Raw genomic sequence first — 24,542 nt, forward strand, 5'->3', positions numbered from 1 at the left:
GGCGTGTCAGGCGCTGCAAATTTACTTGAACCGCCGCTCGACGCCTTTCTCCACCAGGATCTTCGCGGAGATTTCTTCAACGGAAAAATGCGTGGAGTTGATGTTCGGAATGTTCTCGCGACGGAACAGGTTTTCCACCTCGCGCACTTCGAATTCGCACTGCGCGTAGCTCGAATAGCGGCTGTTGGGCTTGCGCTCGTTGCGGATCGCGGTCAGGCGGTCCGGGTCGATGGTCAGGCCGAACAGCTTGTGCTGGTGGGCGCGCAGGGCGTTGGGCAGTTGCAGGCGTTCCATGTCGTCTTCGGTCAGCGGGTAGTTGGCCGCGCGAATGCCGAATTGCATGGCCATGTACAGGCAGGTAGGCGTCTTGCCGCAGCGCGACACGCCCACCAGGATCAGGTCGGCCTTGTCGTAATAGTGCGTGCGGGCGCCGTCGTCGTTGTCGAGGGCGAAGTTCACCGCCTCGATCCGCTCCATGTAATTGGAGTTGGTACCGATGGAGTGGGATTTGCCCACGGTATAGGAAGAATGCTCGGTCAGTTCCTGTTCGAGAGGCGCCAGGAAGGTCGAGAAAATGTCGATCATGAAACCATTGGAAGTCGCGAGGATCTCACGGATGTCCTGGTTGACGATGGTGTCGAAGATGATCGGCCGGAAGCCGTCGGTTTCGGCGGCTTTGTTGATTTGTTGTACCATGGCCCGCGCTTTATCCACGCTGTCGATGTACGGCCGTGTGAATTTGGCGAAGGTAATGTTTTCGAACTGCGCCAGGAGGCTTTGACCCAGGGTTTCGGCGGTAATGCCGGTGCCATCGGAGATAAAGAAAGCAGATCGTTTCATTTGCACCTTGGGCCTTAAGCTAGTGACGAATCTTGGATATGATAGGCGGGATTTGCTGGTCGCCAATGGCCCGCATTCTCACTTATTTTCCAGGTCCAGGCCATACAGCTGGCAAACGCTCCCCCGAGCAGCCGGTGTCTGAGCTTTTCCAACACAGTTAGTGGAGAGATCACCTTGGTAGAGTACGTAGTTTCCCTCGATAAGCTCGGCAAACACGATGTTGAGCATGTGGGGGGCAAGAACGCATCCCTGGGCGAGATGATCAGCAACCTGGCAGGTGCCGGTGTATCGGTGCCCGGTGGCTTCGCCACGACCGCTCAGGCTTATCGCGACTTCCTGGAACTGAGCGGCTTGAATCAGCAGATTCACGAGGCCCTCGATGCCCTGGACGTCGACGACGTGAATGCCCTGGCCAAGACCGGCGCCCAGATCCGTCAATGGATCATGGAAGCCGAGTTCCCTGAAAAACTGAATGCCGAGATCCGCACCGCGTTCGCCGCGCTGTCGGCCGGCAACCCTGACGTGGCCGTGGCCGTGCGCTCTTCCGCTACCGCCGAAGATTTGCCGGACGCCTCCTTCGCCGGCCAGCAGGAAACCTTCCTGAACATCCGTGGTGTCGAAAACGTCATTCGCGCCGCCAAAGAGGTGTTCGCCTCCCTTTTCAACGATCGCGCGATTTCCTATCGCGTGCACCAGGGCTTCGACCACAAGCTGGTCGCCCTGTCGGCCGGCGTACAGCGCATGGTCCGCTCCGAAACCGGCACCGCCGGCGTGATGTTCACCCTCGATACCGAATCGGGTTTCCGTGACGTGGTGTTCATCACAGGCGCCTACGGCCTGGGTGAAACCGTCGTACAAGGCGCGGTGAACCCGGACGAATTCTATGTCCACAAGGGCACGCTGGCCGCCGGTCGCCCGGCGATCCTGCGCCGCAACCTGGGCAGCAAGGCCATCAAGATGATCTACGGCGACGAGGCCAAGGCCGGTCGTTCGGTCAAGACCGTCGATGTCGACAAGGCCGATCGCGCGCGTTTCTGCCTGACCGACGCCGAAGTCAGCGAGCTGGCCAAGCAGGCGATGATCATCGAGAAGCACTACCAGTGCCCGATGGACATCGAATGGGCCAAGGACGGTGACGACGGCAAGCTGTACATCGTGCAGGCCCGTCCGGAAACCGTGAAGAGCCGCACCCAGGCCAACGTGATGGAACGTTACCTGTTGAAGGAAACCGGCACCGTGCTGGTGGAAGGCCGTGCCATCGGCCAGCGCATCGGCGCCGGCAAGGTCCGCATCATCAAGGACGTGTCCGAGATGGACAAGGTCCAGCCAGGCGACGTACTGGTCTCCGACATGACCGACCCGGACTGGGAACCGGTCATGAAGCGCGCCAGCGCCATCGTCACCAACCGTGGCGGCCGTACCTGCCACGCGGCGATCATCGCGCGTGAGCTGGGTATCCCGGCGGTCGTCGGTTGCGGCAACGCCACCCAGCTGTTGAAAGACGGCCAGGGCGTGACCGTTTCCTGCGCTGAAGGCGACACCGGCTTTATCTTCGAAGGTGAACTGGGCTTCGACATCAAGAAGAACTCCGTGGACGCCATGCCGGAGCTGCCGTTCAAGATCATGATGAACGTCGGCAACCCGGACCGTGCCTTTGACTTCGCACAGCTGCCGAACGCCGGTGTGGGCCTGGCCCGCCTGGAGTTCATCATCAACCGCATGATCGGCGTGCACCCCAAGGCGCTGCTGAACTACGACGGCCTGCCACAGGACATCAAGGACAGCGTCGACAAGCGCATCGCCGGCTACGACGATCCGGTCGGTTTCTACGTCGAGAAACTGGTCGAGGGCATCAGCACCCTGGCCGCGGCGTTTTATCCGAAAAAGGTCATCGTGCGTCTGTCGGACTTCAAGTCCAACGAATACGCCAACCTGATTGGCGGCAAGCTCTACGAGCCGGAAGAAGAAAACCCGATGCTGGGCTTCCGTGGCGCCTCGCGTTACATCAGCGAATCGTTCCGCGACTGCTTCGAGCTTGAATGCCGCGCCCTCAAGCGCGTGCGTAACGAGATGGGCCTGACCAACGTTGAAATCATGGTGCCGTTCGTCCGTACCCTGGGCGAAGCGAGCCAGGTGGTGGACCTGTTGGCCGAAAACGGCCTGGCCCGTGGCGAAAACGGCCTGCGCGTCATCATGATGTGCGAGCTGCCGTCCAACGCGATCCTGGCTGAAGAGTTCCTCGAATTCTTCGACGGTTTCTCCATCGGTTCCAACGACCTGACCCAGCTGACCCTGGGCCTGGACCGCGACTCCGGGATCATCGCGCACCTGTTCGACGAGCGTAACCCGGCGGTCAAGAAGCTGCTGGCCAACGCCATTGCCGCCTGCAACAAGGCCGGCAAGTACATCGGCATTTGCGGTCAGGGCCCATCGGATCACCCGGACCTGGCCAAATGGCTGATGGAGCAGGGCATCGAAAGCGTTTCGTTGAACCCTGATTCTGTACTGGAAACCTGGTTCTTCCTGGCTGAGGGTCAGGCTTCGGCTTGATGGTGTGAGCGGGTCGCTCTCTCTGTAGGAGCGAGCCTGCTCGCGATGGACGTCAACGATAATGCGTTTATCCTGGATAAACGCGGTGTCCTGAAGTTCTTCGCGAGCAGGCTCGCTCCTACAGTAAGCGGCCCCTTTTGAGATTCAAGTAGGGCGGGCTCCTCTGGATGCCGCCCTTTTTTGTGCAAGAGACTATGCAAAGCAGCAGCAACCTATTTCCTGTCGCCCTGATCAGCGCCGAGCGGCGCGGTGATCTGAGCGAAGATGTCTATCGTTTGAAACCCGCCAACAGCCCTGACGCGACTGTCGAGCTGGCGGTGACGCGCCTGGGCATGGCCGACGAGCCAGCGGTGCGGGGCGTGCCGGTGATCCTGTTGCACGGCAGCTTTTCCAATCGACGTTTCTGGTTTTCGCCCAAGGGCCTGGGCCTGGGGGCTTACCTGGCGCGCCTGGGATTCGATGTGTGGATTGCGGAAATGCGCGGTCACGGCTTGTCCCAGCGCAACCAGAACTACCGCAAGAACCGCGTCGCCGATTATGCGCGATACGACCTGCCGGCCATTGGCGCCTTCGTGCGCGAGCAAAGCGGCCAGGTCCCGCACTGGATCGGTCATTCGCTGGGCGGCATTACCCTGGCGGCGGCGTTGGGTGGTGAGTACATCGGTGAACCCGTGGTCGCGTCCGCGGCGTTTTTCGGCACGCAAGTCAGCCGCACCTACTGGCCGCTGAAGATTCCGCCGGTCGAGTGGGGCGGGCGTTTCATCCTCAAGCGTTTTGCCCAGTTGTCCGGATCGCGACTCAAGCGCGGGCCGGAGGACGAGCCGATTGGCCTGGCCCTGGAAAGCATGCGCTGGTATGGCCTGTTCGGACGCTTTGGCGATGCCGACAAGGATTGGTGGGCGGGATTGGCCGAGATCAGGATGCCGGTGCTGGCGGTGAGCGCCGTGGGTGATCATCAGGACCCGGCCTGGGCCTGTCGCAAGTTGTTCGATCAGGTGGGTTCCGAGCACAAGCAATTTATCAACCTGGGGCGTGAGCAGGGCTTTGGCGATAATTTCGGCCATGTGGAAATGCTGGTCAGCAAAACCGCCCAGGCCGAAGTCTGGCCTTTGGTGGCCCGCTGGCTGGCGGATCAGCAGACGCCTCTTTTGGGTGGGCAGGCGGATTTGACCGCGGCCATCTAAGCTGGACGCTCTATCAGGGGCATTTCGCTCTGGTCGGCTTGCGGCTAAGATATGACGCGTTGAGCTGTTCTGGTCATTTTCGATGATTGAATCATCATTGATGTTCGTGCCGTCTTCTTCCTTACAGGAGTTTCTCGATGAACCATTACCTTACGCCTGACCTGTGCGACGCTTACCCGGAGCTGGTGCAGGTGCTGGAACCGATGTTCAGCAATTTCGGCGGCCGTGATTCCTTCGGCGGCGAAATCGTGACCATCAAGTGCTTCGAAGACAACTCGCTGGTCAAGGAACAGGTCGAACTCAAGGGCAACGGCAAGGTGCTGGTGGTCGATGGCGGTGGTTCCCTGCGCCGTGCGCTGCTGGGCGACATGCTGGCGGAGAAGGCGGCGAAAAACGGCTGGGAAGGGCTGGTGATCTACGGTTGCATCCGTGACGTCGACGTCATCGCACAGACCGACCTGGGCGTTCAGGCGCTGGCCAGCCATCCGATGAAAACCGACAAGCGCGGTATCGGCGACCTGAACGTCGCCGTGACGTTCGCCGGAGTGACCTTTCATCCAGGCCAGTACATTTATGCGGACAACAACGGCGTGATCATCTCGCCGAGCCCGCTAAAAATGCCTGAGTAGGATTTTGACCCAAGGAATGCGGATGTTCGAGGAACAAAACGCGCAGTGGGGGCTGGTACATGCCCTGGTGCTGGACGGTAAAGGCGGTGCGCGTTCGATAGCCCGGACTGAACTCGATGACTTGCAGCTGCAGGCCCATGAAAGCCTGTGGCTGCACTGGGATCGCAGTCACCCGCAAACCCAGACCTGGCTGCGTAAGTCCAGTGGCCTGAGTGAATTCAGCTGCGACTTGCTACTTGAAGAAAACACCCGTCCGCGTCTTCTACAGCTTTCCGACAGCGAGCTGCTGCTATTTTTGCGTGGGGTAAACCTGAATCCGGGTGCCGAGCCCGAAGACATGGTGTCGGTACGGATCTTCGGCTCTGCGCAGCGGGTGATTTCCCTGCGTTTGCGTCCATTGCGCGCCACCGAAGAATTGTTGGTGCAACTGGAAGCCGGCAAGGGACCGAAAACCGCCTCTGAACTCATCCTTTATATGGCGCAGTACCTCACCAACAAGGTGCAGGATCTGGTCAGCTGCCTCTCGGAAGTGGTCGATGAGGAAGAGGAAAAGCTGGATGCCGACGAACGGTATACACCCGAGCATGGCGAGGTTTTGCAGATCCGTCGCCGGGCCGCTGCGTTGAAGCGCTTTCTTGCTCCGCAGCGGGACATCTTCGGTCAGCTGACGCGCATCAAATTGCCCTGGTTCGTCGAGGACGATGGCGATTACTGGAACGAATTGAACAACAGCCTGACCCGCTATCTCGAGGAGCTGGAATTGACCCGGGAGCGCGTGGGGCTGGTCCTGGAGGCTGAAGACCGACGCTTGAGCGTGCGTATGAATCGCACGATGTATCGCTTCGGGATCATCACCGGGATCTTTTTGCCGATGAGTTTTCTGACCGGTCTTTTGGGGATCAATGTCGGGGGAATTCCATTTTCCGAAAGCCCTTATGGCTTCATCGTCGCCTGCCTGCTGATGGTCTCGGTGGCGCTCGGGCAGTGGTGGTTGTTCCGACGTTTGCGCTGGGTTTGAACGTGAACCATGTGACCCGACCAAATTTGACCGCGTCTTTCACAGACATCACGAGAGGTGCGTATGCACGATCCGTTTGAACAGTCTTTGCGTGACATGCTCAAGGCATCACCGTCCACCCGGGACGACGATGCGTGCCTTGGCCGTGTACTGAAAACCGCCAACCGCCAGGTCGGCGCCGGCGATCTGTTCAGCCTGCTGGGCCGCTGGCTGCCCGCGCTGATGATCGCCCTGAATAATGGATCGGCCCATGTGGCGCCGGTGTCCCGTCTTCGTAAACCTACCGCTCGCGCTGCTGATAAGGCTGATTGAATATGGAACTTGATCTCTGGACACAGAGCCTCGTCACTGCAATGACTGCGTTATGGACCAAGGTTGCGAACTTCATTCCGAACCTGTTTGGCGCACTGGTTGTGCTGCTGCTGGGTTTCGTCGTGGCCAAACTGCTGGACACCTTGTTGTCCAAGCTGCTCGCCAAGCTGGGCCTCGATCGCCTGATGGGCGGTACCGGCCTGACCAAATTGCTGTCACGGGCGGGCCTTCAAGTCCCGATCTCGACGCTGATCGGCAAGATCGTCTATTGGTTCGTTCTGCTGATTTTCCTGGTTTCTGCCGCAGAATCCCTTGGACTTGAGCGAGTTTCAGCTACGCTGGATATGCTTGCGCTGTATTTGCCGAAAGTATTCGGCGCCGCGCTGGTGTTGCTGGTGGGTGTCTTGCTCGCGCAGCTGGCCAATGGCCTGGTGCGCGGCGCGGCAGAAGGCGTAGGCCTGGACTACGCTTCCGGCCTGGGGCGAATTGCCCAGGGCCTGGTGATCATCATCAGTATCTCGGTTGCGATCAGCCAGTTGGAGGTCAAGACTGACCTGCTCAACCATGTGATCGTGATTGTTTTGATTACCGTTGGTCTGGCCGTTGCGCTGGCCATGGGCTTGGGAAGCCGGGAAATTGCCGGTCAGATTCTTGCGGGAATCTATGTGCGTGAGTTGTACCAGGTTGGGCAACAAGTGCGTGTTGGCGAGGTCGAAGGGCAGATCGAAGAGATCGGCACGGTTAAAACCACATTGCTGACCGATGAGGGTGAGCTAGTCTCTCTTTCCAATCGGATCCTCCTTGAGCAGCATGTGAGTAGCCGCTAACCCGGCAAACCCTGCTAATGTATGCCGCCGCAAAATGCCTGCTGATGCCGGCTGCGGCGGACATTGACCTGACTGTCGGCCCGACTTGTTTTGAATAAAGCCCAATCGCTATCCATGCGCTACGACCCCCGCGAGCTCTCTGATGAGGAGTTGGTCGCGCGCTCGCATACCGAGCTGTTTCACGTAACGCGCGCCTACGAAGAACTGATGCGGCGTTACCAACGAACATTATTTAACGTCTGTGCACGATATCTCGGGAACGATCGCGACGCAGATGATGTCTGTCAGGAAGTGATGTTGAAGGTGCTGTATGGCTTGAAGAACTTCGAGGGCAAATCGAAGTTCAAGACATGGCTATATAGCATCACGTACAACGAGTGCATCACACAGTATCGAAAGGAACGGCGAAAGCGTCGCTTGATGGACGCATTGAGTCTCGACCCACTCGAAGAAGCGTCTGAAGAAAAGACGCCGAAACCCGAGGAGAAGGGTGGACTTGATCGCTGGTTGGTGTATGTGAACCCGATCGACCGTGAAATTCTGGTGCTACGATTTGTCGCAGAGCTGGAGTTTCAAGAGATCGCGGACATCATGCACATGGGTTTGAGTGCAACAAAAATGCGGTACAAACGCGCTCTAGATAAATTGCGTGAGAAATTTGCAGGCATTGCTGAAACTTAGTTCGGCGCAAATATCTCTTACGTGTAGGCAAGTTCTGATAGAATTGCCGCCGAGTTGTCCCCCGGTTTGCGGGACTGCTTCACAATCACCAGATGGGGATTTAACGGATGAAACTGAAAAACACCTTGGGCTTGGCCATTGGTTCTCTTATTGCCGCCACTTCGTTCGGCGCTCTGGCACAGGGCCAAGGCGCAGTTGAAATCGAAGGCTTCGCCAAGAAAGAACAGTTCGACAGCGCTCGTAACTTCAAGAACGACGGCAACCTCTTCGGCGGTTCCGTTGGTTACTTCTTGACCGACGACGTTGAACTGCGTCTGGCTTACGACGAAGTTCACAACGTCCGTGCTGACGACGGTAAGAACGTAAAAGGCGCTAACACCGCCCTGGACGCTCTGTACCACTTCAACAACCCAGGCGACATGCTGCGTCCATACGTCTCGGCCGGTTTCTCCGACCAGAGCATCGACCAGAACGGCTCGAACGGCCGTAACCGTTCCACCTTCGCCAACGTTGGCGGCGGCGCCAAGCTGTACTTCACCGAGAACTTCTACGCCCGTGCCGGCGTTGAAGCTCAGTACAACATCGACCAGGGCGACACCGAGTGGGCTCCTAGCGTCGGTATCGGTGTGAACTTCGGTGGCGGCTCCAAGCCAGCTGCTGCTCCAGTTCCAGCACCGGCTGAAGTTTGCTCCGACAGCGACAACGATGGCGTTTGCGACAACGTTGACAAGTGCCCGGATACCCCAGCCAACGTAACTGTTGACGCTGATGGCTGCCCAGCAGTTGCTGAAGTCGTACGTGTAGAGCTGGACGTGAAATTCGACTTCGACAAGTCGGTCGTCAAGCCAAACAGCTACGGCGACATCAAGAACCTGGCTGACTTCATGAAGCAGTACCCATCCACCAGCACCACTGTTGAAGGTCACACTGACTCCGTCGGTCCTGACGCTTACAACCAGAAACTGTCCGAGCGTCGTGCAAACGCCGTTAAGCAGGTTCTGACCAACCAGTACGGTGTTGAATCGTCCCGCGTTCAGTCTGTTGGCTACGGCGAATCCCGCCCAGTTGCTGACAACAAAACTGAAGCTGGCCGCGCTGTAAACCGTCGTGTAGAAGCGCAGGTTGAAGCTCAAGCTAAGTAATTAGCTCGCCGCTTTGAGAAAAGCCCGGCTCAGGCCGGGCTTTTCTTTGTCTACGATTTGGTGTTTCAGCTTGCCCTGAAGAGATCGCAGCCTTCGGCAGCGCCTACATTGATGCTGCGTAGGTCCCTGTAGGTGCTATCGCAGGCTGCGATCTTTTGATCTTTTCGTGCATTGCCACGGCGCCAATCACCAGAATCGCAGGACTTTTCAACTCGAACTCGTCAGCATCTTCTTCCATCGCTGTCAGATCGCTCCGGCATTCCCGCTGTTGTGGCAGTGAAGCGTTTTCGATCATCGCCACCGGCGTGTCCGCCTCCATCCCTCCCGCCAACAACTGTTCGCGAATTTCACTGAGCTTGGCCACGCCCATGTAGATCACCAGGGTCGTACCGCCCTGGGCCAGCGCCTGCCAGTTCAAGCGGCTGCCGTCCTGGGTATGGGCCGTCACCAGGGTCACGCCGCGCGCTACACCGCGCAGTGTCAGCGGGATATCGCATTGCGTGGCACCGGCAAGCCCGGCAGTGATGCCATTGACCAGCTCGACCTCGACCCCACGCTCACGCAACCACTGTGCTTCTTCACCGCCGCGCCCGAAAATGCACGGGTCGCCACCCTTGAGTCGCACCACGCATTTGCCATGGCGCGCGTAACGCAGCATCAGGCGATGGATGAACGCCTGTGGCGTCGAGCGGCAACCGCCGCGTTTGCCCACCGGGATGATTCGGGCGTTATTGCAGTGTTCAAGGACGGCATCGTTCACCAGATCATCGATCAGCACCACGTCCGCTTCTCTCAGCGCCCGCACGGCTTTGAGCGTCAGCAATTCAGGATCACCGGGCCCCGCACCGACCAGCCAGACTTTTGCGTTCATTGTGTTGTCCTCATTGGGTGTGGCTGTCAGCCATGAAATACCGCAAACAACAGCGCCAGATTGGTCAGTAACGACACCAGCGCCAGCGTCCGCCAAACCTTCAGCGGCTCTCTTTCCAGCAAAGGGCGGGGGCGTACGCTCAAGCTGCGACGCTCGCCCTGTTCCAGCAGCAGTAGCCATTCTTCCGCTGTTTCAAAACGCTGGGCCGGATCCGCCGCGACTGCGCGCTCCAGGCTTTGCGTCAACCATTCCGGCACGTCGGGGCGATAGCGGCTGGCATTGACCGGCACCCCGAATCGTGGCCGCTGGAAGGCTTCGATTTCGCCATAGGGAAAATGCCCGGTCAGCAGGTAATACAGGGTCACACCGACGGCATACAGGTCCTGGCGCGGCGTTGGCTCTTCGCCGCGAAACGCCTCCGGCGCAATGTAGCTGGGTGTGCCGGGCAGGGCGCAGGGCAGGTCTTCGGACAGGCCGGGGCACCAGGCCAGTCCGAAATCCAGCAGGCGCAACTCACCTTCGTCCCCCAGCAGCAGGTTTTCCGGCTTGATGTCGCGATGCAGTATCTGCCGGCGATGCAGCAGGCCGATCGCCTTGAGCAGGCGTTCGGCCACGTCCTGCCACTGGGCCAGCGGCAACGGCCCGACCCGCGCATGCAGTTGGGCGAGGGTCGACCCGGAGTATTCGCGCATCACGTAGTACAAGTGCTGACGCTGACTGGAGGCATGGACTTCAGGGAAATGCCGTCCGGCCACGCGCTTGAGAAACCATTCCTCCGAGAGCAACGCTTGCCCGGCCTGATGATCGTCATGCAGGCGGGGCGGCAAGGTTTTCAACAGCCAGGGTTGCTGCTGGCTGTCGCGTACCCGATAAAGCAGCGACTGCTGGCTCTGGCCGAGCAGGGTCTCGACTTGCCAGCCCTCGAAGTCCTGGCCTGGTTTCAGTGCTGGCGGCAGCGGCCATTGCTGCAAATGAATCAACGCATCGCCGATGCTGGTTTCACCCAGGGCGTCGACCCGCACCAGCAAGGCGCTGGCGTTATCCTGGCTGCCGGCCAGGTGTGCGGCGTTCACCAGCGTCTGCGCGGCACGGTCGAGATCCGGTTGATCACGCAGAATCGCCGCAATCGCGGTATCGCCCAGGACCGCCCAGATGCCGTCGCTGAGGAGCACAAAACTCTCATCGAGGCGCAATTCACCGTCGAGAAAATCCAGCACCAAATGCTGATCAAGGCCCAGTGCCCGCTTGAGCACGTGCTGCATGCCCGGCTGGTCCCAGACATGATCTTCACTGACGCGCTGCAATTGATCGGCGTGCCAGCGATACACCCGGCAATCGCCGACATGGGCCAGGGTAAAGCGCCGCCCGCGCAACACCAGGGCACTGACCGTGGTCAGCAAGGGTTGCCCATTGCCGTTGGCCTGCAGCCAGCGGTTCTGTGCCAGCAACAGGCGATCCAGTGCCTGGGCGACGCCCCAGGTTTCCGGGGTGGCGTAGTAATCCAGCGCCAGGGCCTGCAAGGTCGAGCGGGCGGCCAGGCCGCCATCGGCGCATTGGCTGACGCCGTCGGCGATGGCGAACAGGTAACCCTTGCTGGCAGCCAGTGCCGGGGCCGGCGTGACCAGGCGCAGGGCGTCCTGATTCTCGTCGCGCGGACCGATGGCGCTGGCTTCGGCGAAGCTCAGTTGCAGGCTCATGGCAGCGTCAGACCCGGGCAGCGGTCACGGCGGCAGAACCCCAAGTGGTTCTCCAGCGGCGTTTCACACCGTGCAGGCCAAACCAGGCGAAGACCGCGAGACTGGCGAACAGCCACAACGCCATCTGGTAGCTGCCGGTGCTTTGCTTGATCGTGCCCATGCCGGCCGCGAGGGCAAAACCACCGATGCCGCCCGCCATGCCGATCAGGCCGGTCATCACGCCGATCTCCCGACGGAAGCGTTGTGGAACCAACTGGAACACCGCGCCGTTACCTGCCCCCAGGCCGAGCATGGTGCAGACGAACAGTGCCAGCGCAGCGTATGAGCTCGGCAGGTTGAAACCCACGGCAGCGATGCAGATCGCCGACACGGTGTACATCGCCAGCAAGGTGCGAATGCCACCGAAGCGATCGGCCAGGGCGCCGCCCAACGGGCGCATCAGGCTGCCACCGAAGACACAGGCTGCGGTGTAGTAGCCGGCGGTCACCGGGTTCAGGCCGTACTGGTCGTTGAAGTAGCCTGGCAGAGCACTGGCCAGACCGATGAAACCGCCGAAGGTCACGCTGTAGAAAAACATGAACCACCAACTGTCGCGGTCGCCCAAGGCCTTGAAGTAGTCGGCCATCGATTTGGCTTTCGGCCGCTCCGGGGCGTTTTTGGCCAGCGAGGCGAAGACAATCAGGGTCAGTATCAGCGGGATCAGCGCGAAGCCGAACACGTTGCTCCAGCCAAACGCCGCCGCCAGCACCGGTGCAATCAGCGCGGCCAATACGGTGCCCGAGTTGCCGGCCCCGGCGATGCCCATGGCCTTGCCCTGATGCTGCGGCGGATACCATTGCGACGCCAGCGGCAGGGCCACTGCGAAGGAGGCGCCGGCCATGCCGAGGAACAACCCCAGCAGCAGCGCTTGTTCGTAGCTGTGGATGCCGAGTTTCCAGGCGCCGAACAGCGCACAGATGACAATCACCTGGCCGATCAGCCCGGCGGTTTTCGGTGACAGGCGATCAGCCAGCATGCCCATGGCAAAGCGCAATACCGCCCCGGCCAGAATTGGCGTGGCCACCACCAGCCCGCGCTGCTGGGTGGTCAGGTGCAGGTCGCCGGCGATTTGCACCGCCAGGGGGCCTAGCAGGTACCAGACCATGAAGCTCAGGTCGAAATAGAGGAAGGCCGCGAACAGGGTCGGGGTATGGCCGGATTTCCAGAAGCTTGAATTCATCGCGCACCTCAACTGATAGGAGTCTCGAACGGGAGTCATGCAGGTGGGGCGCCGCAGGGCCGCACCACCGGCCCCGGGCTATGGGGCCAAAACAAAAAAACGCCGCTACCCGATTCGCCAGGGGCAAATGGGGTGAGCGACGTCTTTGTCGTAGGTGGGGCAACCGCCGTTGGTTACCTGTGGGGATTACCTAGCGAGATTTGTGCCAACAGTTTGAGACTGCGTTGTGCCATTCGCGAGCAAGCCCGCTCCCACATTAGACCGCGATCAAATGTGGGAGCGGGCTTGCTCGCGAAGGCGATGGAACATTCACCTCAAGGCCTCAACCTAACAACTCGCTCATGGCAATGATCTGCTCCGCCACCTGGATCAGCTTTTGCTGGCGGCTCATGGCCTGGCGGCGCATCAGGGTGTAGGCCTCTTCCTCGTTGCAGTCTTTCATTTTCATCAGCAACCCTTTGGCCAGTTCGATGCGCTTGCGCTCGGCCAGTTGCTGGTCGCGGGCATGCAGTTGGGCGCGCAGGGCCTGGTCGCTTTCGAAGCGCGCCATGGCCACGTCGAGAATCGGCTGCAAGCGTTGTGCGTGGATGCCTTCGACGATGTAGGCACTGACGCCGGACTTGATCGCCTGGCGCATTACATCGGGGTCATGCTCGTCGGTAAACATCACGATTGGCCTTGGCTGGTCGCGGCTCACCAGCACCACTTGTTCCATGACATCGCGGCTCGGTGACTCGGTATCGATCAGAATCACGTCCGGACGCACCGTTTCGACGCGTTCGGGCAGGTCGATGGTCAGGCCGGACTCATCGATGACTTCGAAGCCGGCTTCCGTCAGGGCCGCTTTCAGGCGCCCGACTTTTTTCGCAGTGTCGTTGATCAGCAGGATACGCAACATGTTCGCAGTCTCCTGTCAGCGGCTGGCGATAAGGGGCGAGCTGTCGCTCATGGCGTGCAGTTTGAAGCTGCGGGCATAGCCGGCGGGGTCGGCGCCATCCCACACCTTGCCGTCGATCAGCTGGCTGCTGCGCATTTCCCTGGCCAGCGCCGCGACACCGACGGCACTGGCGGCCTCTCGGTACAAGTCTAGTTGCTGAACCTGGCGGGCTACCGCGAGGTAATCGGGGTCTTCGCGCAACAACCCCCAGCGGCGAAACTGGGTCATGAACCACATGCCATCGGACAGGTACGGCAGATTGACCTCGCCCTCGGCGTGGAACCGCAAGGCGTGCGGGTCTTGCCAGCGATGGCCGAGGCCGTCGGCGTAATCGCCCAGCAGGCGCGGTTCGATGCAATCGAGCGGGGCATCGAGGTACTGCGGCGCGCTGAGCAATTGCGCGGTGCCGCGGCGATTCTCGGTACTGTCTTCGATGAAGCGGCTGGCTTCGAGAATCGCCATCACCAACGCCCGGGCGGTGTTGGGGTACTGCTCGACGAAGGCGCGGGTGCAGCCCAGGACTTTTTCCGGGTGATCAGGCCAGATGGTCTGGGTCGTCGCCAGGGTAAAGCCCAGGCCCTGATGCACCGCGCTGGCGGACCACGGCTCGCCGACACAGAAACCGTCGATGCGCCCCGCTTGCAGGTGCGCGACCATTTGTGGCGGTGGCACCACCACGCTGTCGACATCCAGCAACGGATGAATGCCCTGGCTGGCGAGCCAGTAGTAAAGCCACATCGCGTGGGTGCCGGTGGGGAAGGTCTGGGCAAAGGTCAGTTTTGGGCGAGTTTGGTGCACGTGCCGATGCAGTGCTTCAGGACCGGTCACGCCCAGGCCCTGCAAGCCATGGGAAAGATTGATGCTCTGGCCATTCTGGTTCAGCCCCATGAGCACGGCCATGTCGGTCGACGCCACGCCGCCAATGCCCAGGTGCACGGCGTAGATCAGACCGTACAGGCTGTGGGCGGCATCGAGTTCGCCGCTGACCAGTTTGTCGCGCAAATTGGCCCAGGACGACTGGCGCTTGAGATTCAGGGTCAGTCCGTAGGGCTGGGCGAACCCCTGGGTGGCGGCGACCACCACCGAGGCGCAGTCGCTCAGGGCCATGAAACCGAGATTGATTGCGGTCTTTTCCGGGGCATCGCTGCCATTGACCCAGGCCAGAGGGCCGGCTGACGGTTCGTTCATCGCGTGTTCACCTTGCAAAAAAAAGCGTCGTCCCGGGTGCTTGCACACGCAAGGCCGGGTGACGACGCCATTGTCCTGGCCCCCATCCCGCCATTGGCATGGGTGCTGATGCCTGGAGGGGTGCAAGGCATATGCCATCGTCGGCTGTTTTGCTTTCGCGCCTCGCCTGTGGACCTGTGCCCGGCTATAATCCCCGCCACTTTTCACCGCCCCGAGTCCATCCCGCCCATGTACACCCTGGCCCGTCAGCTGTTGTTCAAACTTTCCCCGGAAACTTCCCACGATCTGTCCCTGGACCTGATCGGCGCGGGTGGGCGACTGGGACTCAACGGCTTGCTGTGCAAGGCGCCGGCGAAGGTTCCGGTGAAGGTTATGGGCCTGGACTTCCCGAACCCGGTGGGACTGGCGGCCGGTCTGGACAAGAACGGCGCGGCCATCGACGGTTTTGCGCAGCTGGGTTTCGGATTTGTCGAGATCGGCACCATCACCCCGCGTCCGCAGCCGGGCAATCCCAAGCCACGGCTGTTCCGTCTGCCGGAGGCCGAGGCGATCATCAACCGCATGGGCTTCAACAACCTCGGTGTCGATCACTTGCTGGCCCGCGTGGCGGCCGCCAAGTACAAGGGCGTGCTGGGCATCAATATCGGCAAAAACTTCGATACCCCGGTCGAGCGTGCGGTCGACGATTACCTGATTTGCCTGGACAAGGTCTATGCCCACGCCAGCTATGTGACGGTCAACGTCAGCTCGCCGAACACTCCGGGCCTGCGCAGCCTGCAATTCGGCGACTCGCTCAAGCAGTTGCTGGCCGACCTGGCCGCGCGCCGTGCCGAACTGGCGCTGCGTCATGGCAAGCACGTACCGCTGGCGATCAAGATCGCCCCGGACATGACCGACGAAGAAACCGCACAGGTTGCCCAGGCGTTGATCGAAACCGGCATGGACGCGGTCATCGCCACCAACACCACCCTGAGCCGCGTGGGCGTCGAAGGCATGGAGCACGGTGACGAGGCGGGCGGTCTGTCGGGCGCACCGGTGCGCGACAAGAGCACCCACACCGTGAAAGTGCTGGCGTCGGAGCTGGGCGGTCGCTTGCCGATCATCGCGGCGGGCGGCATCACCGAAGGCAAACACGCGGCGGAGAAAATCACCGCGGGTGCGAGCCTGGTGCAGATCTATTCGGGCTTTATCTACAAAGGCCCGGCATTGATTCGCGAGTCAGTAGACGCTATCGCTGCCCTGAGATAATCACCGATCCTGTAGGAGCTGCCGCAGGCTGCGATCTATTGATCTTGTTCTTGGAAAAGCAAAATCAAAAGATCGCAGCCTGCGGCAGCTCCTACGGGTGATTGCGTTCACCGATTTTGTTTGTACCAGGCATAAAAAAGGGCTCCTTTAAAGGAGCCCCTGGGCCGGAGCCCGCCGTCCGGATGGGACGTGCGTGGTTAATTCATGACGTAATCAGATTGTCGTGTCGGAGTGTGGCCCTGTATTAGCCGACGGCGTGAAGTTCGTTGAGTCTATGGATGCCCGCAGTGCCGGTCATACCGTCCCAGTTGTCGCCGCGTCCTTCTCGCCAGCCGTTGATCCAGGCTTGGCGTACCGACGGTAGAGTAAATGGGCAAAGCTCACGGGATTTACCACCAACGCCATATTGATATCCGCGCAAAAATGCTCTTTCCAACGGATCACGCTTAAGTCTTCTCATAGGGTGTAGCCCTCACTTGTTGACTGTTTTTATCGCGTCGACCTCAATCGAGGTCTGGCAGAAAGGTCTGCCGTTGGGGGCTCGCTGCCGGCGTGGCGAGCCAAGGTGTTGGCGTCCGTTGTGGCGCCAACCTGTATTGATTTCTAACCAATGCGTCACATCGAGGGAATGATCGTTTTGTCATAAGAACGTAACCATAAAGATGGTACGGCCATAAGTAACACGATGTTCGAAGCATTTTTATTGATCAAAGCCCTGTATGATCGGCCCCCCGCAGGATGGAAGGGTTAATTCCTTGGTGAGAATGCCTCGCGTTGAGCGGCGCATTATTCGACGAAGGGTCGACTTATGACATTTTGTTGCATCAACTTTTTTATCTGTCCTTGCATCTAAGCTCTTTTAACCCGGGCAGCAGGGGTGGAACGGCACACCTTCGTGCCACGCGGGCGCTCTTCGAGAAAAGCGCCTGATTGAAAACCGGGCCGGCAATGCGTTGCCGGTCCACTCAGCTAAAGGCTACGAATCCCCATGTCCGATCGTTTCGAACTCTTCCTCACCTGCCCAAAAGGCCTTGAAGGCCTGCTCATCGAGGAAGCCGTCGGGCTTGGCCTTGAGGAAGCGCGTGAGCACACCTCTGCCGTGCGCGGCATGGCCACTATGGAAACCGCCTACCGCCTGTGCCTGTGGTCGCGACTGGCCAATCGGGTGTTGCTGGTGCTCAAGCGTTTCCCGATGAAAGACGCCGAAGATCTTTATCACGGCGTGCTGGATATCGAGTGGCAAGACCACATGCTCAATGACGGCACCCTGGCCGTCGAATTCAGCGGGCATGGCTCGGGTATCGACAACACCCACTTCGGCGCCTTGAAGGTCAAGGACGCCATCGTCGACAAACTGCGCACCCCGCAGGGCGACCGTCCGTCCATCGACAAGCTCAACCCGGACCTGCGTATCCACCTGCGCCTGGACCGTGGCGAAGCCATTCTGTCCCTCGACCTCTCCGGCCACAGCCTGCACCAGCGTGGTTATCGCTTGCAGCAAGGCGCGGCGCCGCTGAAGGAAAACCTCGCGGCGGCGATCCTGATCCGTTCCGGCTGGCCGCGTATTGCCGCCGAAGGCGGCGCGCTGGCGGACCCGATGTGCGGTGTCGGTACCTTCCTCGTCGAAGCGGCGATGATCGCCGCCGACATCGCGCCGAACCTGCGTCGCGAACAGTGGGGCTTCACGGCCTGGCTCGGTCACGTGCCGGCGCTGTGGAAAAAACTCCATGAAGAAGCTTCCGAACGCGCGGCGGCCGGCCTGGCCAAGCCACCGTTGTGGATTCGCGGTTACGAAGCCGATCCGCGCCTGATTCAACCGGGCCGCAACAACGTCGAGCGTGCCGGCCTGAGCGAGTGGATCAAGATCTACCAGGGCGAAGTCGCGACCTTTGAACCGCGTCCGGACCAGAACCAGAAAGGCCTGGTGATCTGCAACCCTCCCTACGGCGAGCGCCTGGGCGACGAGGCGAGCCTGCTCTACCTCTACCAGAACCTCGGCGAACGTCTGCGCCAGGCTTGCCTGAACTGGGAAGCGGCGGTGTTCACCGGCGCGCCGGACCTGGGCAAGCGCATGGGCATCCGCAGCCACAAGCAGTATTCGTTCTGGAACGGCGCATTGCCGTGCAAGCTGCTGCTGATCAAAGTGTTGCCGGATCAATTCGTCACCGGCGAACGTCGTACCCCGGAGCAACGCCAGGCCGAGCGCGAACAGGCGGCGTACGATCAAGCCCCGAGCGAGCCGCAAGAGCGCCAGTACAACAAGAACGGCAACCCGATCAAGCCGGCCCCGGCCCCCGCGCCAGTGGTCGAGCAGCCGCGCCTGAGCGAAGGCGGGCAAATGTTTGCCAACCGCCTGCAAAAGAACCTCAAGGCCCTGGGCAAATGGGTCAAGCGTGAAGGTATCGATTGCTACCGCGTCTACGATGCCGACATGCCTGAATATTCCATGGCCATCGACCTGTATCACGATTGGGTCCACGTCCAGGAATACGCCGCCCCGAAATCCATCGATCCGGAAAAAGCCTCGGGGCGCATGTTCGATGCCCTGGCTGCGATTCCGCAGGCGTTGAACATCGACAAGAGCCGCGTGGTGGTCAAGCGTCGCGAGCGCCAGAGCGGCACCAAGCAGTACGAACGCCAGGCGGCGCAGGGCAAATTCGTCGAAGTGAACGAAGGCGGCGTGAAGCTGCTGGTGAACCTCACCGATTACCTCGACACCGGCCTGTTCCTCGACCACCGGCCGATGCGCATGCGCATTCAGAAAGAGGCGGCCGGCAAGCGCTTCCTCAACCTGTATTGCTACACCGCCACCGCCAGTGTCCACGCGGCCAAGGGCGGTGCGCGCAGCACCACCAGCGTCGACTTGTCGAAAACCTACCTGGACTGGGCGCGGCGCAACCTGTCGCTGAACGGTTTCTCCGACAAGAACCGTCTGGAGCAGGGCGATGTGATGGCCTGGCTGGAAGCCAGTCGTGACGAGTACGACCTGATCTTCATCGACCCGCCAACCTTCTCCAACTCCAAGCGCATGGAAGGCATCTTCGACGTGCAGCGCGATCAGGTGCAATTGATCGACCTGGCGATGGCACGGCTGGCAACCGGCGGCGTGTTGTACTTCTCCAACAACTTCCGCAAGTTCGAGCTGGAACCCAACCTCAGCGAGCGTTATGCCGTCGAGGAGATCACCGCCCAGACCATCGATCCGGATTTTGCCCGTAATGCCAAGATCCACCGCGCCTGGAAAATCACCGCCCGCTGACGTTGACCCCCTGTAGGAGCGAGCCCTGCTCGCGATGAACCTGAGAACACCGCGAGGAGTCAGAAACCCCGCGTTATCGTTATCGATCATCGCGAGCAGAGCTCGCTCCTACAGGGACTTTTTCAGTGCTGGTCAAATTAGTGGCTAATAGCTATAACTCAACTCATGGCCAAAGGGCTTTCCCGTACCTGGCGTTTTGAGTTGCGTTTATGTCGTTGCACGCCGTGCGCCCCAAGATCCTGGGTTTTATCAGCGAAGATGTCTCGGCCTGGCTGGTCGCGCTGCTGGTATTGCTCGTCGGCGGGATCCTCACGGGTTTGCTGGCCTGGTCGACGCTCAATCTGTTTCACCACCAATTGCGGCAACGCTTCCAACTGCTGGCCAGTGAGCGCTACAGCCGTATCGAAGAGCGTTTCGAAGACCAGGAGCAACGCCTCGATGGTCTGCGCCGCTTTTTTGCCAATTCCGATTCGGTTTCCCGTGAGGAATTCAACGGCTATACCCAACCCCTGTTGCACCGCACCCAGGCGTATTCCTTTGCCGAGCGGGTGAGCCGTGCCGAGCGTCCGGCGTTCGAGCAGCGTGCCCGTGACGAGGGCCTGAGCGGTTTTACCCTGCGTGAACTGAATGCCGACGGCCAGCTGCAATTGGCCGCCGAACGGGATGAGTACGTGGTGGTGCTGTACAGCCAGACGCAAAGCAAACTCGGCTCGCCGCTGGGCTACGACTTACTGGCCCAACCGTTGCGACGTGCCACCCTGGAGCGCGCCGATCAGCATGGGCGCATGGCGGTATCGCAACCGATGCACCTGGTCAGCATCGAACCGGCGTATGCGCGGGGGGTGCTGCTGGTTGCGCCGGTCATGCTGCGCAATACCCCGGATCAGCCGGCGGGCAAACCGTTCGGCTACGTGATGGCGGTCATCAGCATGCGCCAGTTGCTGGCCGACGGCTTGCCGGAGGCGGGCCGTGATTACCTCTCGGTGCGCATCCTCGACCTGTCCACCGATGAACAGCACGAAGTGCTGTTTGAATCGCCCAACGCGCCTGCTGTGAGTGAGTTGTCCGCGACCCGGCTGTTGCGCCTGGCCGATCACGACTATCAGGTCGACATCCAGCCCAGCGAAGCGTTTCTGCAGGCCAACCATTCCTCGGTCACCACCCTGGTGGTCCTCGGCGGTTTGCTCAGTGTGCTGCTCAGCGCGTTGCTCTACGTACTGGTCAGTCAACGGCAGCGCGCGCTGAAAATGGTCGAGCAGCGCACCGAGGAGTTGCGCGCCCGCGAACAGGAATTGCGCGGGACCCACGGTCAGTTGCGCGGGGTGCTGAACGCCGCGACCCAGGTGGCGATCATCGCCACGGACCTGCGCGGCGTGATCAGCACTTTCAATGCCGGCGCCGAGCAAATGCTTGGCTACACCGCCTCAGAAGTGGTGGGGCGCATGACCCTGGAAAACCTGCACCTGCCCCGGGAGCTCGCCGCACGTTCCACCGAGTTGAGCGCGTTGTTCGGCAAACCGGTGCCGACCTGCCAGGCGATGTTGGTCGAGGCCAGCGTCGAAAGCCGGCACGAGGCGCGGGAGTGGACGCTGGTGCGTGGCGATGGCAGTCATCTGATCGTCAACATGCTGGCCACGCCGGTGCTCGACGAACAAGGCCTGTGGGTCGGGCACCTGGCGGTCTGCATCGACATCACCGAACGCAAGCGCGTGCATGAGGCGCTGGCGGCGAGGGACCTGTTGCTGAAAAAACTCAGCGCCCATGTACCCGGCGGGATTTACCAGTTCAAGATGGAGTTCGACGGTCGCTTCAGTGTGATCTACGCCAGCGACGGTATTCGCGAGATCTATGAACTCGAACCGGACGTGTTGCTGCTCAATGCCGAAGCGATCTTCATGCGCATTCATCCTCAGGACACGACGCGCGTGCGCGCCTCGATCCGGGCCTCGGCGGACACCCTCAGCCCCTGGCGCGAAGAGTACCGGGTGCAATTGCCCCAGCGCGGCCTGCGCTGGGTTCGCGGCGAGGCGACACCGGAGGAACTTCCCGGTGGCGGCGTGCTGTGGCATGGCTATATCTCGGACATTTCCGATATGAAGCGGGTGGAAGAAGAGCTGCGCGCGTTGTCGGTCACCGACTCGCTGACCGGTATCCACAACCGCCGCTATTTCCAGGAACGCCTGACCACCGAGATGGCCCGGGTGGAGCGTGGTGGGGGTGAGCTGTCGGTGATCATGCTCGACATCGATCACTTCAAGCGCATCAATGACCAGTACGGCCACGCCGTTGGCGATCGGGTATTGCAGGCGGTGTGCGAGCGGATCGGCCACCGCCTGCGACGCACCGACGTGTTCTGTCGTCTGGGCGGTGAAGAGTTCATGGTGCTATGCCCGGACATCGGCGGCGAACAGGCCCATCTGCTGGCGCTGGAATTGTGGCAGGGCTTGCGCAGTGCGCCGATCGACGAGGTGGGGGTTGTCACCGCGAGTTTCGGGATCGCCAGCTGGCGGGTTGGCGAAGGCGCGGATGCGCTGCTGCTGCGCGCGGACTCGGGCGTTTACGCGGCGAAGCAGGAGGGCCGGGATCGGGTGCAGGGGGAGATGAACTGAGCCAGGTGTACATGTTTTACCTGTGGGAGCGGGCTTGCTCGCGAATGCGGCGGGTCAGTCGACAACGATGTGCCTGATCCACCGCTTTCGCGAGCAAGCCCGCTCCCACAGTTGTGGTGTTTTACAGGACCGAAGCGGTCTGCGGCAGTTTCGGCTGGCGGTACAGGTCCAGCAGCACCTGATCGAGCACCGACGAGGCGCCGAACGGGGCCTTGTCGTTGAGGATCGCCACCACAGCCCAGGTATTGCCGTTGACGTCGCGGCTGAAACCGGCGATGGCCCGAACGGTATTCAGGGTCCCGGTCTTGACGTGTGCCTCGCCGCGCATCGCGGTGGTCTTCAGGCGTTTGCGCATGGTGCCGTCGGTGCCGGCAATCGGCATCGAGCTGATGTACTCGGCGGCGTAAGGGCTGCGCCATGCGGCTTGCAGCATCGACGCCATTTCCCGGGCGCTGACGCGCTCGGCGCGAGACAGGCCGGAGCCATTTTCCATCACCAGGTGCGGCGCGGTGATGCCTTTCTTCGCCAGCCACTGACGGACCACACGCTGGGCCGCCTTGGCGTCATCGGCGTCGGCATCGGTGCGGAATCTCTGCCCCAGGCTCAGGAACAGCTGCTGGGCCATGGTGTTGTTACTGTATTTGTTGATGTCGCGGATGATTTCCGCCAGGTCCGGCGAGAACGCACGGGCCAGCACCTTGGCGTCTTTCGGCGTTGGCGCCAGCACGTCCTTGCCCTGAATGCTGCCACCCAGTTCTTTCCAGATCGCGCGCACGGCGCCGGCGGTGTAGGTCGCGTGGTCGAGCAGCGACAGGTAAGTCTGCGAGCTGCAACCATCCCCCAGCTGGCCACCGACCGTCACGGTGACGCTGCCATCGGCCTGGGGCACCGGGTTGTAACGCACGCCGCCGGTGCACTGTTTGGAATTGAGCGCCTTGACCTGATTCTCGATGCGGATGCTGGCAATCGGCGGCTCGACGGAAATCAGCACCCGGCCGCCGTCGTTGCGGGCCACGAAGCGCAGGGCCTTGAGGTTGACCAGCAGGGCATCGGGCTTGACCAGGAACGGTTTGTTCTCGTCGTTGCCGTCGTCGTTGAATTCGGGCAGTTGCGGTTGCACGAAGAAGTTCTTGTCCAGCACCAGGTCGCCGGTGACCTGGGTCACGCCGTTGGCGCGCAGGTCGCGCATCAACAGCCAGAGTTTTTCCATGTTCAGCTTCGGATCACCGCCACCCTTGAGGTAGAGGTTGCCGTTGAGGATGCCGCCGCTGAGGGTGCCGTCGGTGTAGAACTCGGTCTTCCACTGGTGGTTCGGGCCGAGCATTTCCAGGGCCGCGTAGGTAGTGACCAGTTTCATGGTCGAGGCCGGGTTGACCGACACGTCGGCGTTGAAAATGGTCGCGGTGCCGGGGCCGGTGAGCGGGATCATCACCAGCGACAGGGCGTTGTCCTGCAACTTGCTGGCCTTGAGGGCTTTTTCAACATTGGGTGACAGGGCGGTGTTGACTGGATCAGCGGAAACGGGGAGGGCCAGCGGGAGAAGGAGGCCAGCCAGCAGCAGTGGACGCAACGATTTGATCATCTGAAATAAAACCCTACAGCCGAGGGGGAAAGACGAGGGCATGAAAATGAAAGCCCTCAGCGGTCACGAAAGTGTCGGCATTATGCCCCAAGGTGTCGTGGCTTGTGCCGTGCCTTGGTCCTGTTATCGGCTATTTTTTTACCGGCGGTAGGGCGCGCGCCGTTCAGAGGCGGGCAATCGGCGGCTTAAACTGCTAAAGTGCCGGCCGTTATTACTTAAGAGGATTGTTCCAATGGCGACTAACCGTTCCCAGCGTCTGCGCAAAAAACTGTGCGTCGATGAATTTCAAGAGCTGGGTTTCGAACTGAACCTGGATTTCAAAGAAGATTTGGCCGATGAAGCCATTGATGCTTTCCTCGACGCGTTCCTTAAAGAAGCCATGGAAGCCAACGGCCTGGGCTATGTTGGCGGCGACGACTTCGGTCTGGTATGCCTGCAGAAGCGTGGCTCGGTTTCCGAGGAGCAGCGTGCCGCTGTTGAAGCCTGGCTCAAAGGCCGCAGCGAACTGACCGAAGCAACCGTCAGCCCGCTGATCGACGTCTGGTACCCGGAAAAGCCGATCAATCCGGTAGCTTGATGTCATGAAGTACGGCGACCCAAGGGTCGCCGTTTTTTTATGCGGAACGAGGCTGCGATCTTTCAGGCCTTGCGCCAATTCAGAATCACCAGCGTCAGCACCCCCGCCACAATTCCCCAGAACGCCGAGCCGATGGAAAACAGCGTCAGCCCCGACGCCGTGACCATGAAGG

General features: G+C 60.7%; 21 protein-coding genes. 12 read left to right on the plus strand and 9 right to left on the minus strand.

Features of this window, described 5'->3' with window-relative positions:
* Positions 1–21: 21 nt before the first annotated feature.
* The gene (locus F8N66_RS10745; protein ID WP_150770124.1) at positions 22–840 is read right to left on the minus strand and encodes a pyruvate, water dikinase regulatory protein; all 819 of its coding nucleotides are present in this window, start codon (positions 838–840) and stop codon (positions 22–24) included.
* Positions 841–1,014: 174 nt separating this feature from the next.
* On the opposite strand from F8N66_RS10745, the gene ppsA reads away from it, so the two are divergent.
* The 8 genes from ppsA (at position 1,015) to F8N66_RS10785 (ending at position 9,183) form a co-directional block, all read left to right on the plus strand.
* The gene (gene ppsA / locus F8N66_RS10750) at positions 1,015–3,390 is read left to right on the plus strand and encodes a phosphoenolpyruvate synthase (RefSeq protein ID WP_150770125.1); all 2,376 of its coding nucleotides are present in this window, start codon (positions 1,015–1,017) and stop codon (positions 3,388–3,390) included.
* Positions 3,391–3,584: 194 nt separating this feature from the next.
* Entirely contained in the window at positions 3,585–4,574 is a 990-nt protein-coding gene (locus F8N66_RS10755) for an alpha/beta fold hydrolase (protein WP_150770126.1), read from the plus strand.
* A gap of 137 nt (positions 4,575–4,711) precedes the next feature.
* Positions 4,712–5,203: a ribonuclease E activity regulator RraA gene (gene rraA / locus F8N66_RS10760; protein ID WP_053157411.1), complete on the plus strand. Its 492-nt coding sequence runs from the start codon at positions 4,712–4,714 to the stop codon at positions 5,201–5,203.
* A gap of 22 nt (positions 5,204–5,225) precedes the next feature.
* On the plus strand, positions 5,226–6,221 hold the full coding sequence (locus F8N66_RS10765) for a zinc transporter ZntB (protein WP_150770127.1): 996 nt from the start codon (positions 5,226–5,228) through the stop codon (positions 6,219–6,221).
* Between the two features lie 63 nt (positions 6,222–6,284).
* The gene (locus tag F8N66_RS10770; protein WP_150770128.1) at positions 6,285–6,533 is read left to right on the plus strand and encodes a CrfX protein; all 249 of its coding nucleotides are present in this window, start codon (positions 6,285–6,287) and stop codon (positions 6,531–6,533) included.
* Between the two features lie 2 nt (positions 6,534–6,535).
* A complete protein-coding gene (locus tag F8N66_RS10775; protein WP_008048604.1) occupies positions 6,536–7,360 on the plus strand; it encodes a mechanosensitive ion channel family protein in 825 nt (274 codons plus the stop codon).
* 90 nt (positions 7,361–7,450) lie between these two features.
* On the plus strand, positions 7,451–8,041 hold the full coding sequence (gene sigX, locus F8N66_RS10780; RefSeq protein ID WP_015096065.1) for an RNA polymerase sigma factor SigX: 591 nt from the start codon (positions 7,451–7,453) through the stop codon (positions 8,039–8,041).
* Between the two features lie 107 nt (positions 8,042–8,148).
* Complete coding sequence (locus F8N66_RS10785; RefSeq protein WP_150770129.1) at positions 8,149–9,183, plus strand: OmpA family protein; 1,035 nt, start codon at positions 8,149–8,151, stop codon at positions 9,181–9,183.
* A 103-nt stretch (positions 9,184–9,286) separates the two neighbouring features.
* Here F8N66_RS10785 and cobA read toward each other — a convergent pair whose 3' ends face one another.
* The 5 genes from cobA to F8N66_RS10810 all read right to left on the minus strand — a co-directional run bounded on the left by cobA (position 9,287) and on the right by F8N66_RS10810 (position 15,095).
* A complete protein-coding gene (cobA, locus tag F8N66_RS10790; RefSeq protein WP_150770130.1) occupies positions 9,287–10,054 on the minus strand; it encodes a uroporphyrinogen-III C-methyltransferase in 768 nt (255 codons plus the stop codon).
* A 26-nt stretch (positions 10,055–10,080) separates the two neighbouring features.
* Positions 10,081–11,751 carry a bifunctional protein-serine/threonine kinase/phosphatase gene (locus F8N66_RS10795; protein ID WP_150770131.1) on the minus strand — a complete coding sequence of 557 codons (1,671 nt, stop codon included), beginning with the start codon at positions 11,749–11,751 and terminating at the stop codon, positions 10,081–10,083.
* Positions 11,752–11,758: 7 nt separating this feature from the next.
* Positions 11,759–12,970, minus strand: a complete 1,212-nt coding sequence (locus F8N66_RS10800; RefSeq protein WP_150770132.1) for a nitrate/nitrite transporter — start codon at positions 12,968–12,970, stop codon at positions 11,759–11,761.
* A gap of 322 nt (positions 12,971–13,292) precedes the next feature.
* Entirely contained in the window at positions 13,293–13,868 is a 576-nt protein-coding gene (locus F8N66_RS10805; RefSeq protein ID WP_008056396.1) for an ANTAR domain-containing response regulator, read from the minus strand.
* Between the two features lie 15 nt (positions 13,869–13,883).
* A complete protein-coding gene (locus F8N66_RS10810) occupies positions 13,884–15,095 on the minus strand; it encodes a CmpA/NrtA family ABC transporter substrate-binding protein (protein WP_150770133.1) in 1,212 nt (403 codons plus the stop codon).
* Positions 15,096–15,323: 228 nt separating this feature from the next.
* On the opposite strand from F8N66_RS10810, the gene F8N66_RS10815 reads away from it, so the two are divergent.
* A complete protein-coding gene (locus tag F8N66_RS10815; protein ID WP_150770134.1) occupies positions 15,324–16,343 on the plus strand; it encodes a quinone-dependent dihydroorotate dehydrogenase in 1,020 nt (339 codons plus the stop codon).
* Positions 16,344–16,587: 244 nt separating this feature from the next.
* Here the strand turns inward: F8N66_RS10815 and rmf are convergent, their stop codons facing one another.
* Entirely contained in the window at positions 16,588–16,803 is a 216-nt protein-coding gene (gene rmf / locus F8N66_RS10820) for a ribosome modulation factor (protein ID WP_003223300.1), read from the minus strand.
* A 528-nt stretch (positions 16,804–17,331) separates the two neighbouring features.
* Between rmf and rlmKL the strand changes: the two genes are divergently transcribed.
* Positions 17,332–19,602, plus strand: a complete 2,271-nt coding sequence (rlmKL, locus tag F8N66_RS10825) for a bifunctional 23S rRNA (guanine(2069)-N(7))-methyltransferase RlmK/23S rRNA (guanine(2445)-N(2))-methyltransferase RlmL (protein ID WP_150770135.1) — start codon at positions 17,332–17,334, stop codon at positions 19,600–19,602.
* A gap of 209 nt (positions 19,603–19,811) precedes the next feature.
* Positions 19,812–22,211: a diguanylate cyclase gene (locus F8N66_RS10830; protein ID WP_150770136.1), complete on the plus strand. Its 2,400-nt coding sequence runs from the start codon at positions 19,812–19,814 to the stop codon at positions 22,209–22,211.
* Positions 22,212–22,332: 121 nt separating this feature from the next.
* Here the strand turns inward: F8N66_RS10830 and dacB are convergent, their stop codons facing one another.
* Positions 22,333–23,793, minus strand: coding sequence for a D-alanyl-D-alanine carboxypeptidase/D-alanyl-D-alanine-endopeptidase (gene dacB, locus F8N66_RS10835; RefSeq protein ID WP_150770137.1), 1,461 nt, complete (start codon positions 23,791–23,793; stop codon positions 22,333–22,335).
* A gap of 232 nt (positions 23,794–24,025) precedes the next feature.
* Between dacB and F8N66_RS10840 the strand changes: the two genes are divergently transcribed.
* The gene (locus F8N66_RS10840; protein ID WP_007896965.1) at positions 24,026–24,370 is read left to right on the plus strand and encodes a YggL family protein; all 345 of its coding nucleotides are present in this window, start codon (positions 24,026–24,028) and stop codon (positions 24,368–24,370) included.
* A 62-nt stretch (positions 24,371–24,432) separates the two neighbouring features.
* Here F8N66_RS10840 and F8N66_RS10845 read toward each other — a convergent pair.
* Positions 24,433–24,542, minus strand: a 110-nt coding sequence (locus F8N66_RS10845) for a benzoate/H(+) symporter BenE family transporter (RefSeq protein ID WP_150770138.1), incomplete at its 5' end; no start/stop codon positions are given.

Source organism: Pseudomonas fluorescens (assembly GCF_902498195.1).
Classification (GTDB): domain Bacteria; phylum Pseudomonadota; class Gammaproteobacteria; order Pseudomonadales; family Pseudomonadaceae; genus Aquipseudomonas; species Aquipseudomonas fluorescens_BU.